This is a genomic window from Chryseobacterium sp. JV558 (genome assembly GCF_033712365.1).
GTDB lineage: Bacteria > Bacteroidota > Bacteroidia > Flavobacteriales > Weeksellaceae > Chryseobacterium.
The window spans coordinates 49,804-66,363 of record NZ_WJHU01000003.1; the positions used below are offsets into that span (position 1 = coordinate 49,804).

17 protein-coding genes are annotated in these 16,560 nt (G+C 35.1%); 1 reads left to right on the forward strand and 16 read right to left on the reverse strand.

The window, feature by feature from the left end; genetic code table 11:
• Nucleotides 1-12: 12 nt before the first annotated feature.
• The 6 genes from GFU89_RS11130 to GFU89_RS11155 all read right to left on the reverse strand — a co-directional run bounded on the left by GFU89_RS11130 (nucleotide 13) and on the right by GFU89_RS11155 (nucleotide 4,434).
• Nucleotides 13-204 (reverse strand): hypothetical protein, encoded by a 192-nt coding sequence (locus GFU89_RS11130; protein WP_318847209.1) that lies wholly within the window; start codon nucleotides 202-204, stop codon nucleotides 13-15.
• A complete protein-coding gene (locus GFU89_RS11135; protein WP_318847210.1) occupies nucleotides 204-1,661 on the reverse strand; it encodes a DUF4178 domain-containing protein in 1,458 nt (485 codons plus the stop codon). Before GFU89_RS11135 ends, GFU89_RS11130 begins: the two co-directional genes overlap by 1 nt.
• Nucleotides 1,662-1,663: 2 nt before the next feature.
• On the reverse strand, nucleotides 1,664-2,023 hold the full coding sequence (locus tag GFU89_RS11140) for an S-adenosylmethionine decarboxylase (protein WP_318847211.1): 360 nt from the start codon (nucleotides 2,021-2,023) through the stop codon (nucleotides 1,664-1,666).
• 20 nt (nucleotides 2,024-2,043) lie between these two features.
• On the reverse strand, nucleotides 2,044-2,967 hold the full coding sequence (gene ctlX, locus GFU89_RS11145; RefSeq protein WP_318847212.1) for a citrulline utilization hydrolase CtlX: 924 nt from the start codon (nucleotides 2,965-2,967) through the stop codon (nucleotides 2,044-2,046).
• Between the two features lie 54 nt (nucleotides 2,968-3,021).
• Entirely contained in the window at nucleotides 3,022-3,429 is a 408-nt protein-coding gene (locus GFU89_RS11150; RefSeq protein WP_318847213.1) for a four helix bundle protein, read from the reverse strand.
• Nucleotides 3,430-3,519: 90 nt separating this feature from the next.
• Nucleotides 3,520-4,434 (reverse strand): dimethylarginine dimethylaminohydrolase family protein, encoded by a 915-nt coding sequence (locus tag GFU89_RS11155; protein WP_318847214.1) that lies wholly within the window; start codon nucleotides 4,432-4,434, stop codon nucleotides 3,520-3,522.
• 290 nt (nucleotides 4,435-4,724) lie between these two features.
• Here GFU89_RS11155 and GFU89_RS11160 point away from each other — a divergent pair, with 290 nt between their 5' ends.
• Nucleotides 4,725-4,889 carry a hypothetical protein gene (locus tag GFU89_RS11160; protein ID WP_318847215.1) on the forward strand — a complete coding sequence of 55 codons (165 nt, stop codon included), beginning with the start codon at nucleotides 4,725-4,727 and terminating at the stop codon, nucleotides 4,887-4,889.
• 36 nt (nucleotides 4,890-4,925) lie between these two features.
• On the opposite strand, the gene GFU89_RS11165 is transcribed toward GFU89_RS11160, so the two are convergent.
• The 10 genes from GFU89_RS11165 to GFU89_RS11210 all read right to left on the reverse strand — a co-directional run bounded on the left by GFU89_RS11165 (nucleotide 4,926) and on the right by GFU89_RS11210 (nucleotide 16,375).
• A complete protein-coding gene (locus tag GFU89_RS11165; protein WP_318847216.1) occupies nucleotides 4,926-7,100 on the reverse strand; it encodes a TonB-dependent receptor domain-containing protein in 2,175 nt (724 codons plus the stop codon).
• An 80-nt stretch (nucleotides 7,101-7,180) separates the two neighbouring features.
• A complete protein-coding gene (locus GFU89_RS11170; protein ID WP_318847217.1) occupies nucleotides 7,181-8,242 on the reverse strand; it encodes a helix-turn-helix domain-containing protein in 1,062 nt (353 codons plus the stop codon).
• Nucleotides 8,243-8,559: 317 nt separating this feature from the next.
• On the reverse strand, nucleotides 8,560-9,846 hold the full coding sequence (locus GFU89_RS11175; RefSeq protein ID WP_318847218.1) for a citrate synthase: 1,287 nt from the start codon (nucleotides 9,844-9,846) through the stop codon (nucleotides 8,560-8,562).
• A gap of 81 nt (nucleotides 9,847-9,927) precedes the next feature.
• Nucleotides 9,928-11,220, reverse strand: coding sequence for a phosphopyruvate hydratase (eno, locus tag GFU89_RS11180; RefSeq protein WP_318847219.1), 1,293 nt, complete (start codon nucleotides 11,218-11,220; stop codon nucleotides 9,928-9,930).
• A gap of 214 nt (nucleotides 11,221-11,434) precedes the next feature.
• A complete protein-coding gene (locus GFU89_RS11185) occupies nucleotides 11,435-12,643 on the reverse strand; it encodes a hypothetical protein (RefSeq protein WP_318847220.1) in 1,209 nt (402 codons plus the stop codon).
• Between the two features lies 1 nt (nucleotide 12,644).
• Nucleotides 12,645-13,085 carry a hypothetical protein gene (locus tag GFU89_RS11190; protein ID WP_318847221.1) on the reverse strand — a complete coding sequence of 147 codons (441 nt, stop codon included), beginning with the start codon at nucleotides 13,083-13,085 and terminating at the stop codon, nucleotides 12,645-12,647.
• Between the two features lie 20 nt (nucleotides 13,086-13,105).
• Nucleotides 13,106-13,435 carry a hypothetical protein gene (locus tag GFU89_RS11195; RefSeq protein ID WP_318847222.1) on the reverse strand — a complete coding sequence of 110 codons (330 nt, stop codon included), beginning with the start codon at nucleotides 13,433-13,435 and terminating at the stop codon, nucleotides 13,106-13,108.
• Between the two features lie 69 nt (nucleotides 13,436-13,504).
• Nucleotides 13,505-14,293 (reverse strand): sensor histidine kinase, encoded by a 789-nt coding sequence (locus GFU89_RS11200; protein ID WP_318847223.1) that lies wholly within the window; start codon nucleotides 14,291-14,293, stop codon nucleotides 13,505-13,507.
• Between the two features lie 618 nt (nucleotides 14,294-14,911).
• The gene (locus tag GFU89_RS11205) at nucleotides 14,912-15,736 is read right to left on the reverse strand and encodes a hypothetical protein (protein ID WP_318847224.1); all 825 of its coding nucleotides are present in this window, start codon (nucleotides 15,734-15,736) and stop codon (nucleotides 14,912-14,914) included.
• Nucleotides 15,737-15,742: 6 nt separating this feature from the next.
• Complete coding sequence (locus tag GFU89_RS11210) at nucleotides 15,743-16,375, reverse strand: response regulator transcription factor (protein WP_318847225.1); 633 nt, start codon at nucleotides 16,373-16,375, stop codon at nucleotides 15,743-15,745.
• Nucleotides 16,376-16,560 lie beyond the last annotated feature (185 nt).

The window sequence follows — 16,560 nt, forward strand, 5'->3', positions numbered from 1 at the left end:
AGTTTTATATTTTTATTTGTGATAGTATCTGTAAAATCCTACTCTGGAATGACTTCTTGTAGTTCCGTCACGGTATGTTTCCGTCTTGGCGCAGTCGCAGACCTGATTTCCTCCGTAGGTAAGATATACAAACCATGTCAGGAAAAATCCTCCGAGCAAGCAGAGTATCCAGTTTTGTCTTATATAGTTTAAAATAGTAGTCATTATGATGTGGGATATGGGGTGTTTGAACTATTTTTCCATTTATTCACATTAAAGAAATGCTTTCCTATCCACATAGCTAAAAACAGAGCGACCATTATGAATATAATAAATCCGAAGTTCCAGAATGAAACGGGAAGCCAGGTTGCTTTGAGCTGCACATAGGTATTGCTTGAAATAGGATCTGTGGTGAGTTGAGGTGCTTCAGCATTAATCAGAGAATCCAGCTTTTGAGTTCCGAAAGATTCTTTAGTAAGTCTGGCAACTTCTGATGTATCTTTTTCCAGTGCCTTTCCATCTGTAAAGATTGTGGTCTGCCCCTTAAGCATATCATTAATTTCGACAGCTCCTGATTTATCCCGTGATATTATCACCTTTGAATCCGGAGACTGAAGGTTGGAAAAGGTAGGTAAAGCGCCATCTTTCTCTGCAGAAATAAGAAAGTGATACTGCCCGGAACTTACTCCACAAAGATTAAAATCTTCAGACTGACTTCCTTCTGACCAGCTTTCCCCATCTTCGTAACCATGATACTGCTCGATATCTTTGGAAGTATAGATAACTTCATTGGTTTTTTCATTCACAAGACTCAGCTGGATATTCGCCCAGGAATTATCAACTCCTGAAAATGCATTCACCTTTAATGGTGCTGAGCCTCCTGAAAGGGTAAAACTGCTGCTCACCATTTCTTTATCCTGTACATCTGTAAAATTGATGGTCTGCGCAAAAACAGTTTCGTTCGTTCGTGATGTGTAAACATACAGTTGGAACAGACATATCAATAATGCTGCTATACAAAAAATGTTTACCGTCTGCCTGATATCAAAATAATACGGCTGTACGATTCCTACTCCTGTATAATAGGGCATATGAGCTATTTTAAAAGCTGTTTTGACCTCATATTTTGAAATGTGAACTCCGTAGAAGTATTGATTTTTTTTACCCACCGTCTCCTGTGAGATCATACGGGTTCCGTTGACATATTCTTTGTAAGTAGCAAGATTGAAATCCAGGTGTTCATCAAAAAATCCGGCAGCAGCGTAAATACTGCAGGGAGAGTTTTCATACCAGCGGTAATTTCTTCCTTGATAAGTTCTTACGGTTGAACTTTTACCTTTAAAATCATCGGGGTGGATGGTCACCAGGAAAACCCAATGGCCATCACTTTCACTCAGGAAAGCATCACCTCCTTTGCTGTCTTTTAAATAGTATTCGCGCCAGAAAATATTAGTGCCGTATCTTTTGACAATAATAGCAGCAACGGTATATTCTTCACCTCCGATTTTTCCTTTTTGTCCGACCTCTAAAACAACGTTTTCCGTGGGGACTTTCAAATGTTTGATCTGTTTGTTTCCGGCTACATCAATGAGATGAGAACAGGTATTACAAACATATTCTTCAACAGGAAAAGTGAGATCTATTTTATTTTCTGATTCGCATGCTGGGCAGACATAGTGCATTTTTATCTGTAAATTTTGTGTTTTTGAATGGTATTAGCTTTAAAATACTGAACCACTTCATCTGCAATCTTCTCTACTTTTGTGGTATTGTCCTGGGTGTAATTACAAAGGAAAACATCAAAAGTAAGCTGTTTAAATTCCGGCCACGTGTGGATACAAAGGTGAGACTCTTTAAGGATCACTGCAGAAGTAAAGCTGTCATTCTCAAAAATATGATTGGTCACTCCTACAATTTCTACCTCTTTGGTTTTCAGAATTTCTTCTGTAAACTCCAGAAAACTTTTGCTGTCTAATAACAAATCTTCTGACTCTGTTTCCAAAGTCAGAAGAATATGTAAACCTTTACTTGATAATGGGTTCAATTAATTTTTTCGTAAATATATTATTTTTTTGGAAGAAAAACCTCAGCAAGCATACATCTTGCACTTCCTCCTCCATTTACTTCAATGGTATTCAGGTCTGAATAGATAATTTCGCAGTATTTTTCAATAGCTGCCACCTGTTCTTTAGTTAAAGACTGGTAAGCTGTCTGGCTCATCACCAGGAATTTTTCACCCTCTTTGTTCTGAACCTGAAGCATGTTTCCTGCAAACTGCTGCATCTGCTCTTCTGAAATTTCGATGATTTCTTTTCCGGAACCTTTAATAGTTTCAACTACTTTTTCTCTTTCCAGCTCATCGTCAATACAATCAAGACAGATTACTACAAATTGATCTGCCACACACATCATTACGTTGGTATGATAGATAGGAAGTCTTTCTGTTCCTACTGTCTGAAATGAATGGAAAACAACCGGAGTGAATCCGAATTTTGCACAGAAATCTCTGAACAGTTTTTCATCCAGTCTCAAAGAAACAGAACCGTAAGCAATTTTATTATCGTGATCGAAAATCATACTTCCCGTTCCTTCCAGGAAATGCCCCTGAGTTTCAGGAAAAGACCAGTCATCAATTTCAGCAACTTCAAAGCCCTGATCTTTGATGCTTTCTATAATATCGTCTCTTCTTTCTACTCTTCTGTTGGAAGCGAACATCGGATATAAAACCACTTTCCCATCTTTATGAAAACTCACCCAGTTATTCGGGAAAATAGAATCCGGGGTATGAGGATCTAGTGTATCTTTTATTGTGATCACATTAATTCCTTTCCCTCTCAGCTTTCCGACAAAGGTATTGAACTCAGCCAAAGCTTTTGACTGAATGTCAGAACCCGTCTGTTCTACCTGAAAGTAATTGTTTTTCGCTGTTTCAGCGTTGTAACCGAATGCAATCGGCTCTATCATTAATACTGTATCTGTTGTCTGCATTTTTTATAAGTTTGAGGGTGTTAGTGCATGAGAGTTTGAGAGTTTTGCAACGGCTCACAAATTATTTCCTTCTTTAGTAATCGGAGAAAATGAACACCATTTTTCAGACTGACTCATCATATTAACTAACATTCCTATTATTTGGTTATATTGTTTGTGCAAATGTTCATATTGCTCTTCATTTATATAATTACAAGCAATAGAAAACTGAAGCCATGTTTGGGTTTCTCTTGCTTCTCCTTCTGAGTCTGTAAGTTTAGCGATGAAGGATTTTTCATATTTCCTTTTCCCCCAGGCCTCGCTAATATTTGCTGTTACAGATCTCGATGATCTCCTTATCTGGTCTGTAAGAGAATAAAGTTCTTCTTTCGGAAAAGATTTTGAGAGTTCAAAAATTAGTTGTGCTGTTTCAAATGATTTTTGATAAACTTTCAGATCCTGATGAAATCTAATCGTTGACATATGCTAATATTTATTTAAAGTTAAAAAAATATTCAAACCCATCAACGTTCTCACTTTCAAACTCTAAAACTCTCAAACACTCTTACTCAATTATTCTCTCACAAGCGGCATTGTAGAGCATCTCAACAAACCACCCATTTTAGAAATTTCTCTGTATGGGATTTCTTCAACGGTCATTCCCCACTCGTTTCTCAAATGCTCATTCATTCTTGTGAATGCTTTGTCTGAAACGACTACATCCGGAGAAATGGAGAAAATATTCGGGAACATATCAAACATTTCTTCGTCATTGATATGGAAACAGTTTTCTTCTCCAAAAATGTCAATGATCAAACGGTAGTCACTTTCATCTACGAATCCGTTTTTATAAATGATACATTTGTCTTCACCCACCGGGTTGAATGTACAGTCCAAATGCAGAATCCCTTCAAAAGGAACTTTATCGTTTTTCTTCAGTTCAAGATCAATGATTCTTTTCTTTGGAAAATATTCTTTTAAAATTTCGATGGCATATTCATTGGTTCTCGCCGTCTTATAGTTTCTGTAATCTTCGCTGAAGCAGGTTCCAATAAAAATAAAATCATTCCATACAATAACATCTCCTCCTTCAATATGTGCTGTTTCCGGAAGGTTAATGATCTTTCTCCATGCTACTTTCTCAAAAACGCTTTTGTATGCCCCCTGCTCGTCCGCTCTGTCCGCGATCACATTGGAAATGATCATCTTGTCATCAATTACAAAGGCTACATCTCTTGAAAAAACCTGATTGTAGTCTTGGATGATACTTGGACGCAGTACTTCAACGTCATACTTTTTTAAAACTGCTTCAAAAGCGTTCATTTCATTGATAATATCCTCTTCTTTAGGATACATGTTGTGTTCGATTGAGTAATATGACTTTGCGTCATAACTTTCCTCTAGTGTGGGAACTGCTCCCAGTGAATTAGGCTGGCCTAGAACTACTGACTTCAGCCTGCCCGTTTCGTTTTTAATGTTTAGTCTCATAAAGATTTATGCAATACTACAAATATAAGTAAAGGTCTCTACCTATAAAACTTTTGGATTATTTTATGTATTAAATTTGATTTCCAAAATCACCACCCTTCAACAAAATTTCCTTGTATGTTTAGCTAACTGTAGTGAATAGCTCCAAAAACATCTACAACTTACTATTTTCCATCTACATAAGAACAAAAAAACAGATAATTATATTATTTAATTTCCTATATTAGTGATATAATTTTCGCGAAATTATATATCAAAAAACTTAACTATTAACACCAAAAATCAAAGTCATGAACAAAAACAATTCAGTGCTGAAAAACGCACAAAAATTAGGAAGAGAACAACAAAAATCTCTATTAGGAGGAGCTCCAATTTCAACAGCCAGAAGATGTTGTGAATGGGATGACACAGGAAAATGCTATATCTGGACATGCGACAGATGCCAATGCCCATAATAAAAAACGAAAACCTGCTTTTTCAAGCAGGTTTTCTTATCTCGCTCTGTTTTCTTCTTCTGTTCTCTGGTTTTCTTTTACCTGATATTTTGAACTTCCTATACTATAAACGAGTGAAAAAACCAACCGGCTGCTATCCCACCAATGGGTAAAACGGTTATCCATAATCTGTTTGTGCCGAAATTCTAATCGTTGCTCGTAGGAATCCAGGAGATTATTAAAACCTATTTTAGTGTTCAGTTTATTATCAAACCATGACTTTTGAACTGATACATCTACGGTATATCTTGGTTTAATAATATAAAGACTGTTCCCCGTTTTTGACTCATAATTGGCAAATACATTTACAGTAAATCCTTTTGGAAGGGAAAACACCTGGTTTAGCCTCACTTCATAGTTGTAGATTTTCAATGCAAAAACCTCATCCAGATAGGGTCTGAATTCGTAATTATAATATCCTGTAAACTGGCTGGTAACATTCCACCATTTTGTAATTCTGATTGGAAAGCTGGTTTCCAGAACAGCAAAGTTCCGATACGGAAGATTGGTTCCCAGATATTCCAATACGTTCGTTTCCGGATTGTAAAGCGGATAACGGGTCATAACGTCTTCTTCTTTTCCAACTGTAAAGCTTGTCATCCAGTTTTTATAGCGGTAGGTTGCTTTAATCTGGCTTGTAAAGGATGGAAGCAGGTAAGGATTACCTATCCAGTAATTTAGCGGACTGAAATAAAACCGGAAAGGGTTAAGTTGAGAGAAAACCGGTCTCGTTATTTTTCTGCTATAAGAAAGGGAAAGTTCACTGGATTTATTAAAAGTATAATTTGCACTTAAAGATGGCAGCCATTTCGGATAATTTCTTGAAACAATGGAATCTACGGTAATTGCATTGGAAATACTGTTTGTATTTTCAAATCTTAATCCTGCATTGATCTGTAAGTTTCCAAACTTCTGTCTGTATGCCAGATAACCTGCCCAAATTTTTTCTTTATATGAAAACACATTACTTCTCGCAGGATCGAAAACAAACTGATTTCCGGCAGATAATGTATCATACCTGATATTGTTATGGGTGTCTGAACTGCTGTATTTAATTCCTGCTTCAAAATCTGCATTATCAATTTTCTGTGAAACATCTATCTGAGCAGTATAAATATTAATTTTATTAATCAAATCAGATTTCCAGTAAGACAGAAGATCTGCTGTTGTCTGATCTTTATTGATAAAATCATCATTCTGTTTATTTTTAACTGAAAGAAAGTTTCCTAAAAAACTGATTTTAAATCCTTTGTTTTGAAAAGAATAATCGGTGGTAATTCCATAATTATCCTGTAAATAGTCTGTGGGACTTTCATTGGCGGTATTCAGTACCGTTTGGGTTTCACTTTTATTGGTAGTAAAAAGTGATCCGCTTCGTGTACGTTCATTAGTTCTGAAATTACCTCTCAGACTGATCCCCAGTCTGTTTTTATCATTCAGCCTGAAATCTGCTCCTGTCTGAATATTATACACCTTCCAAAAATCTTCCTGATAGGTATGAGTACGCATGATATTGGTATTTGCCAACCGTTGCAAAGCCTGATAACGATAGGTCGAGATACCTTCATTATAACCTGCCTGAAGGTTATACGTCACTTTTCCCGTATGGTAAGACGTATTGAATGCGTTTTCCCTGTAGTTGAATTTATTAATATACACATTGCCATTATAGCTTGCTTTCCAACCGAGGCTGGTATTCTTTTTTAGTTTAATATCAATAATCCCTTTAAATTCGGCATCATATTTTGAAGACGGATTGGTATTCACTTCTACAGATTCTACCATATCCGGAGATAAAGACCGCAAATAGGCCTGCAGCTCCTGATTACTCATGACAACAGGTTTTCCGTCAATAAAAACGGCTGGAGCAATCCTTCCTCCAATAAAAATTCCGTCTTCCTGATCTACTGTAACGCCTGGTGTTTTTCTTAAAACATCAAGAAGATGGGTAGAGGTTTTAAAGTCTTTGTTTCCGGCAACAGACATGACCATGTTTCCGTCATTTAATTTCATTTTTCGCGGAACTGACTGAAGAATGACTTCTGAAATAGCCGTGGTGGAAGATGTTGCTCGGGGCAGAGAATCTGATACTTTTCCTGTTACAATTTGTTGTGCTTTTCCAAAAAAAGAGACAAATAGCAGGAATAGGAAAAGCCATAATTTGATGATCATAGATTTTAAATTTTATGACATCAAAAGTATCGGCTTGTTCTAAAAAAGTGGTTTTGAAATTGAAATTCCGCAGTACTGAATTATAAATTTGAACTCTGAAACCTAGGCTCTGTGAGCGTTTGAGTCTGTTTATACAAAAGAGGTGTTGTATTTTTTATTTTTTTGAATGTTGAAAAGAAAGTTGATTTAGAATTGAATCCTACTTCATACCCAATCTCTTCAATTTTCAGATAAGAACCATTTTCAATTTTCTCACAGGCTTCATTGATCCTGTATTCATTGATACAAGTGGCAAAACTTTTACCCAAATTATCATTCAGCAGCTGGGAAAGCTGATGAGAGGGCATGTTCATCCTTGTGGCAAGATCACTCAATTTTAGATTTGGATTTTTATAGAGCTCTTCTGTATCCATCAGTCTTTCCAATCTTGATACAAAATTATCAGCCTGTTCTTCGGAAATCTTTTTATTGGAATATTTTTCGGTTTCTTTTATCGGAAGCTGCTGATATTTTTTATTAAATAAAATCAAAAAGTTGGCATACAGTACGAACGAAAACACAAGGCTTCCTCCTGCGCAATAGATTTGTACCCAGCCTGTCGAAAGCAGCTGATAGCTCAAAAATATAATCACATTGCTGGCCAGAATCGGAAGTACAAAGTTGTTTGGATTTTTATCGTTCTGCTTAAGCAAAATATAATACTGATAGACGGTAAGGAATATGAATACAGTCCAAACGCCATAGATAAACGTAGCAAAATAGTTATCCCAAGTAATAGGAAACACCAGATATAATACACCAACAACTCCTAAAATAAGGGTTAGTATCCCGAACCATTTCTGACAGTTCTTCCAATCAAACTGATCCTGCTGGAAGGAAGATTTCACATAATAATATAAGGCTGGTCCTGCAAAAAATAAGGCTGACAGTCCTAAATGCGCAATAATTCTGGGTAAATCAGGATAAAAATAAAAACATACAGAAATCGCTACTCTTGAGCTTAGCATTAAGAGAAGAATTCCAAGGAAAAAATCCGGAGGGTATTTCAGTTTTTTAACAAACAGCAGATAAATGCCAAGCAGAAGCCCGTTGAATGCTCCTACTGCACTGAAGAAAAATAACATCTGTTCTCCGAAAGTCATTGGGTATTAATTTTTTACAGTAGTAAATTTAATCAAATTATTATATTCGATTCTGCAAAATATCAAAATTTAATAATGAAGCTTATTCTATCTCGGTTTGAGATCTGTTTTCCAAAATTTTCAGGATCAGTGTCCTTAGAAGTTCTTCATGATCATCGTTCCATTTTCCCAATGCAGCAATAACTGAAATCACTCCTGAACTTTTATTTCAGAATGGAGGACAATCTTATTACAGCTTTAGTCATTACTGGATAGGTTCTAAAAATAAAAAATCCCAAAGCAAGCTTTGGGATTTTTTATTATGATAAAAGCAAATATTATCTGCTTGCAATATCGATGTAGTTTCTTTCCTGAGCACCTTGGTAAACCTGTCTTGGTCTTCCGATTGGGTCTCCTTTCATTCTCATTTCTTTCCACTGAGAAATCCATCCTGGAAGTCTTCCTAATGCAAACATTACTGTAAACATTTCTGTAGGAATTCCTAATGCTCTGTAGATGATACCTGAATAGAAGTCTACGTTTGGATATAGTTTTCTTTCGATGAAGTATTCATCTTCAAGAGCTACTCTTTCTAACTGCATTGCAATGTCAAGGGCTTTATCCTGGATTCCTAATGATTTAAGGATATCATCAGCAGCTTTCTTGATAATTTTCGCTCTTGGGTCGAAGTTTTTGTAAACTCTGTGTCCGAATCCCATTAGACGGAAGCTATCATTTTTATCTTTCGCTTTAGCAACATATTTAGATACATCACCACCATCTTTCTCGATAAGCTCAAGCATTTCGATTACAGCCTGGTTTGCACCACCGTGAAGTGGTCCCCAAAGTGCAGACACTCCAGCAGAGATAGAAGCGAAAAGACCTGTGTGAGCAGAACCTACCATTCTTACTGTAGAAGTAGAACAGTTTTGTTCGTGGTCTGCGTGAAGGATTAATAATTTATCTAAAGCATTTACAACTACCGGATCCATTTCGAAATCAGCGTTTGGTAATCTGAATGCCATTTTGTAGAAGTTTTCTACGTAGCTTAGGTTGTTATCTCCGTGGTTTAATGGTAAACCTTGAGTTTTTCTGTAAGTCCAAGCACAAAGGTGAGAGAACTTAGCGATCATCAGCTCAGCAGCATGATCCATTTCTTCTTTAGAGTTTACATTCACTGCTTTCGGGTTGAAAGCTGTCAATGCAGATGTCATAGAAGATAAAACTCCCATAGGGTGAGCAGAACGAGGAAAAACATCAATGATTTTTTTCATTTCGTCTGCGATGAAGTTATATTTTTTAATATTATTGTCGAATGAACTGAACTGATCCTGAGTAGGTAATTCTCCATGTAATAAAAGATACATTACTTCAGTGAAGTTAGATTTTTCAGCAATCTGCTCGATTGGATAACCTCTGTAGAGTAATTCTCCCTGATCTCCATCTAAGTAAGTGATATCGCTAATAGTAGCTCCTGTATTTTTGTAACCTAAATCCAGAGTGATCAAACCTGTCTGGTCTCTTAATTTCGAAATATCAATCCCTCTGTCTCCGATAGTACTATCCACGATAGGATATTCATATGAATTACCGTCGTAATTCAATATTACTTTGTTGTCTGACATTATTTATTTTTTTTTAAATATACTACTTTCCATAAAATACGGCAAACAAAAAATATCGCTTGCCGTTATTTATAAATTCAATTATCTTTTTATTTTAAATGCTTCTAAACCTGGGAAAATTGCTGTCTCACCAAGAGCTTCTTCAATTCTCAACAACTGGTTGTATTTTGCCATTCTGTCTGATCTTGAAGCTGACCCTGTTTTGATCTGTCCGCAGTTCATTGCTACCGCTAAATCAGCGATGGTAGAATCTTCAGTTTCTCCTGATCTGTGAGACATTACTGAAGTGAATTTGTTATTCTGAGCCATTTGTACTGCTGCCATTGTTTCAGAAAGGGAACCAATTTGGTTTACTTTTACAAGGATAGAGTTTGCAATGTTTTCTTTTACTCCTCTTGATAATCTGTCTACGTTAGTCACGAACAAATCATCCCCTACCAACTGTACTCTGTCACCAATTTTATCAGTTAACATTTTCCAACCTTCCCAGTCATTTTCCTGCATACCGTCTTCGATAGAAATAATTGGATATTTAGCAGCCAATTCAGCAAGGTAAGAAACCTGCTCGCTGCTTGAAAACTGAGCAGCATCTGGAGTCTGGAATTTTCTGTAATCATAAACTCCGTCTTTGTAAAATTCTGAAGCAGCACAGTCTAATGCCAACATGATGTCATCACCAGGCTTGTATCCTGCTTTTTCGATCGCTTGAAGTAAGGTATCCAAAGCATCTTCAGTTCCTTTGAAAGTAGGAGCAAAACCACCTTCGTCACCTACCGCAGTAGATAAACCTCTTGAATGAAGAATAGATTTAAGATTGTGGAAAATCTCAGTTCCTTTTCTCAACGCATGAGAGAAAGAATCTGCTTTTACCGGCATAACCATAAATTCCTGGAATGCGATAGGAGCATCTGAGTGAGATCCACCATTAATTACATTCATCATTGGAACAGGAAGTGTGTTTGCATTCACTCCTCCTACATATTTATAAAGTGGCATTCCCAATTCTGCAGCTGCAGCTCTTGCTACGGCTAAAGAAACACCAAGAATAGCATTAGCACCAAGATTTCCTTTGTTAGCCGTTCCGTCAAGATCAATCATAATCTGATCGATATAGTTTTGTTCAAAAACCGGCTGTCCAACTAAATTCTCTGCAATTACTTCTTTTACATTTTCAACAGCTTTCAGAACTCCTTTCCCCTGATATTCTGAACCACCGTCGCGTAATTCTACCGCTTCGTGTTCTCCTGTAGACGCTCCTGAAGGTACAGCAGCACGGCCCATTGCCCCGCTTTCTGTAAATACGTCTACTTCGATGGTAGGGTTACCTCTGGAATCTAAAATCTGTCTTGCTTCTATATAAGAAATTGCACTCATTTTTTATTTTTTTTAGTTTAGACAAATTTAATCAAAATTTAACTTTTAGGGGTATTTCGAGGGATTTTTTTGAGATAAATCCAAGTTAAATTTTAGTTAATTTATATTATGATAATTCCACAATTTCTTTGTGAAGAGCTGGAGATTTAAAATGGGGAAATAATGATAAAAAAACTCCAGATATAATAAAATACTGGAGTTACAAAAATCACTATTACTTAACTTTTCGTTTTGTACCGATACCACTAAAGAAAGACAGCCCAGCAATAACATTACCTTTTTTAATGAAACTATTGTCAAAATCTTTGCCTAGAGATAATGTCAAGTGCTGGTTAGGAAATATTGCATAATCTAAATTCAAAACGCATTTCCAGGTAGGCTTCAAATCGGAGCCTGAAATAAAACTTCTGTAAAGCCCCTCAAAACTACCTGTAAATTTTGAATCCTTTGGTGAATACTCATATTTCATGCCCGCATCAAATGTTGAGAAGTTACCTTGTGGTTTAAAGTCATCCACAGTCATCCAATCATTTTTAGGATTATACATATAACGCAAAAGGAAAAGAGGTGTTCCTGCTTTTTCAGTTGCATATCCTAAAACGGTCCATAAACCTGCATTGTAAACTCTTGAATTATCAAATTGTTTTTCTTTAAACTGAATACTTGTTCCCCCCGCGAAGTCCCAAAGGAAACCAGTCCTTGTAAAAGATAGATCTGTTACTAGCTTTTTAATATTTTCTTCATGATTGACTATTACATCATTGTCGCCCACTGTAAGGTTTTCAATCTTTAGTTTATTCAATCTTTCTTCTAGTTCTGTATACTCAGGCGTTCCTTTACTTCCCTTTTTATACATTATTTCTAACTGTTTTTCAAGTTTTTGTATTTCCTGGTCTCTAATCACAGAGTTATTTCTGGTTCTTAAATCGTCTATCATTTGTCCCTGTATTTCTTTAATCAACAAATAATTTCTTTTTGTTTTCTCAGAAACATCACCTCTGAAAAGAGAAAACTTAAATCCAAATGAAGTAAATACTGAATTGACCGGAAGTTTGCTTGAACTACTGTCTGTATTTTTAACAGCTACAGAAAAAACAAGAGTCTGATTTAAAACATTTAAAGGTTTAGTATCATTAATAATATTGTCTAAGCTTTTTGTCTTACTTCCAAATAACCAATACGGTGAAAAATCCAAGGCAAATCCCGCTTGATTATTAAATAGAGAGGTAAAATCCTGTAAATTTAGCATTAGATTTGCAACATCCGTAGGTTTATTAATCTCGCTGCTTGCAATTCCTAATAAGTTAGAAGCAGGAGAAGCCGGAGCTTTAAGTAGGTCTACATTTACAGAAAGTGTATCTTGCGCATACAAACTGCATATGGAAAAAATGCATATTATAAGTTGAGAAATCCTGGTTTTCATTTTAAATAAAATTTATTTGTTGAATTATTTCACCTGTTTCACCCTTATTCAAAATCATTGAAGCTGAAAATAATTTGCTTACATTTCCAGTTTTCAAAGTTACATTAAGAGCATAAGCTGTATTGTCCTTTATAGATGACGCAACTGAATATATAAAAATCCGATTTCCTTTTAAAGCATTGCTTGCTCCTATTCTGGTTGGGCAATCTATAACCTCAATTTCATTGGTATTATTCAAATAAACTGCATTTGTTACAATTAAGTCTTGTGAAATTACGGAAACACAAATCCCTACATTATTATCATTATCGAGACATTCGTAAAAATCTGTCTCATACTTGATCTTTGTTACTTTTTTATCATTAAATATTTCATTCCCTTTTAATAGATCAAGTCTTTCATTAATGCTTTTTTTGATTTTGTTTTTTTCTTGTGCTTTCATGATATAGTTTTTTAAGTAATTTATTTTCTCGGTGTAGGAGATAAAAGGCCAGCCAAAGCTCCAATAGCTCCTGATGAAATAGTTGCAAAGATTGTTACAAGCTGATTATTCTTACTTTCTCCATCATTCCAGTAAGCAATAAGAATAAGTCCTGCTATAATGGTAATTACTGCCAGCCCAAGCATAATTACGATAATTCTGTAGATCCAATAGTCTGTCTCTTTCGGGTTCTTTATTTCTACATTTTTAATAGCTTCTATAGGATTTGTTCTGAACTTCTCCTGAAGATCGCTGTTGTTTTTTAAAGCAGCTTCCAAATCTCCAATACTGTCATTAATAAGAGTTTTCATGGCTTTTAGTTTTATATATCAAATTTCCTTCTAAAAACCACACCAGTCAATTACACAAAGGGGTAATTTTTATACTGTTATTTTAAAAATCAGGCAGGTTGCAGAGTTTTCAGATACAATATGACATTCACCGGACAGTTCATTCATTCTTCTTTTCATATTTCTGAGGCCATTTCCCTTTGGTTGCTCATCCGGAATACCGATTCCGTTATCTGATATTTTCATAGAAAAGTTATTTTTTTCCTGTGAAAATGAAAGTTTCAATGTATCTGCATGGCTGTGTTTGTATACATTATTCACAGCTTCTTTTAAACAGAGAAAAAGATTACGTCTCATTTCGGTGGAAATGGGAGTTTCGGCAGTGATATCTTCACATTCTGAGTACACCACTATTTTTGTTTTCTTTAGAAAATTTCCGGTATATGATATCGCATAATCGATGAAACTGCCTAGCGTATCATTTCCTGAGTTCAGACTCCAGAGCATTTCCCGCATGGAAATATTCATTTCTTCTGAAGTTTTCAGAAGTTCATCAATATCGCTCTGCAGATCATCATCTTCTGATTTCTGCTTTAGAAATTCTGCCTGAAGTTTCAATGCAGAAATTCCTGCTCCCAGGTCATCATGCATATCGTGGGAAATACGTTCACGTTCCTGCTCAAGAACTTTTTGTTTTTCAAGCTCTTTCTGAAGGAGCTGATTCTGATGTTCGGCTTCTTTGAGCTGTTGTTCTTTCAGATATAGAAGCTGCTTTCTATTGTACATTAATACAACAAAAATTGTAAAAGCAACCAAAAGCACCACTAAAAGTAATGCGATTAAAAAAATAAGTTTTATTTCTGAAGGTAAAGACTTCATTTTTTTTCCATTGAGTTATATTTATGTAAGGCAATATAAAATAGACCACCACATACAATATTGATTATATTTAATATTTGTTTCAGCAGTTTTAGGAATGGTTTGTCAATTTCATTCAGCAGATACATGGGAATAATTCTGAAAAGAAAAAAACAGCTCCATAAAAGTATCGATGTTGAAACCCAAAAGATAGGATCGTCTGTAATTTTCGATTTATTAATATTGTTTAATTTATAACTGCACCAATACAATACCTGCAGTATATTGATAACACAATACATAATCGCAAGATTCAAATTATATTTATCAACATAAAAAAGTTCAATATTCAATATTATTACTATTAATACAATTGTAGATAATAGAACAACTGCCTTCTTGTTTTTAATATGCCGGAAATAAAAGATGATAAAATAAAAACTATTGAAAAGATTCAGATAATTATACTGAATTGATTTAGTTGAAATAAGATTAATTTCTGAAAAGAAATCTACAGCAAAATTGACAATTAAATACAACAAAAAATAGTCTTGAGAGGATAATTTTCTTCCTCTCAAAACTATGCTGCCTTTTATTAAAACAATAAAAGAAATTATATAGTAAATTGTAATAAGCATCTTATGGCTCTAAACTTCCCTGATCATAATATGGAAACTCTGCGCTAAGTAATTGTTTATTATTATCTGAAGGCATTGTTGCAAGATATATTGACTCTTTTAAACTTCCATCCTTCACTGTTATTTTTTTGCCAATACATGGTATAAAATCAAGCCTATCCACATTTTTTTTAAGACAGCCCTCCAAATACATATGTATTCTGTCAATATATTGTTTTACGAGAATCAAATCATAACGTATACAGTTTGCCACATAAGCATCACTTGATGCATTAATAAGAGTTCTGCCTAAACTTGTTCCATTAAAGTTTCCAAATTGATTAACGTTAAACTCATAATAGGTATCCAGGTTAAAGACAAAATAATGCTTGGCGGGTATTGTCTCTGGTTCAGTGTGGAAGGAAAGAGTTGCGTATAAATATTCTTTCATACTTTTCAACAACAATTGATTTTCTTCGGGCATCATTCTCGAAAATTCACTAACCGTACTATCAGTAATTTCTCTAAACGAGATCTTCATTATTGTATAGCCATCATTCAAATGGTTTCTAACAAGGGTTTCAAATAAGCGGAAGTTTATATATAGCTCCTGTGCAAGGTTAGGAACTCTTTGCTGAAATACTCCACTGTTTACTCTAAATTCATCATCACCTATAGGATGTGTCACAAAAAATTTCACACCATTCTTTGTAATATAATCCTTTATCCATTGTTCACGCTCTGTAAACTCCTTCATTTCATAGAAGTCTTTAATAGTTCCTTCCTTTTGCATCGCAACGATGGTTGCTTCCAGGGCACATTTAAAATCGTACAGTTCTTTTTCCATTGTTTCTTAGTTTTTTGATTGGTTAAATTTATTAATAGCCTCCACTTTATTGTTGACGTGAAGTTTTCTGTAGATATTTCCGACGTGTTTTTTTACCGTATCAATGCTGATGCATTTTTGATCTGCAATTTCTTTGTAAAGGAGTCCTTCTGAAAGAAGTTCAAGAATTTCCTTTTCACGCTCTGTAAGTTCATCGAAACCTTTAATTTCCGGAAGCTTTCTTTCAAAATGTTTGAGTACTTTTCGGGCAATGGAAAAACTCATAGGAGCCCCGCCCTGGTATACATCCCGGATAGAAGAAAGGATTTTATCCATACTTTCTCCTTTTACAAGATAACCCATCGCACCAGCTTTTAAAGAGTTAAAGATCTTTTCTTCATCATCAAAGCTGGTACACATAATAAATTGTGTATCGGGCATCTCTTTTCGCAGCTTTTCTATGATTTCTATTCCGAGCATATCCTGTAACTGGATATCCATCATTACAACATCCGGGGAAATAGCGGGAAGATTTTGCATGGCATCATTGCCGTCAAAGAACTGAGCAATTACTTTCATATCCTGTTGGTAATTGATAACTTTCTTCAACGCATTGTTGTAGTTTTTTTCGTCTTCTACTATGGCGATGGAAATGCTCATGACTTATTTTGTTTGTAGCAAATTTCAACAGAAAACAAATTGAAAACAATTACACCTTTGGGTAATATTGACATTTGAGTTGATCGTGGTGGTTTAGTCTTTTTAGTTTTACTAAATTTAATCAATTTTTCATTCCAAAACCAACATTAATTTAAATTAATACCAACATAATAAAACAAACAATA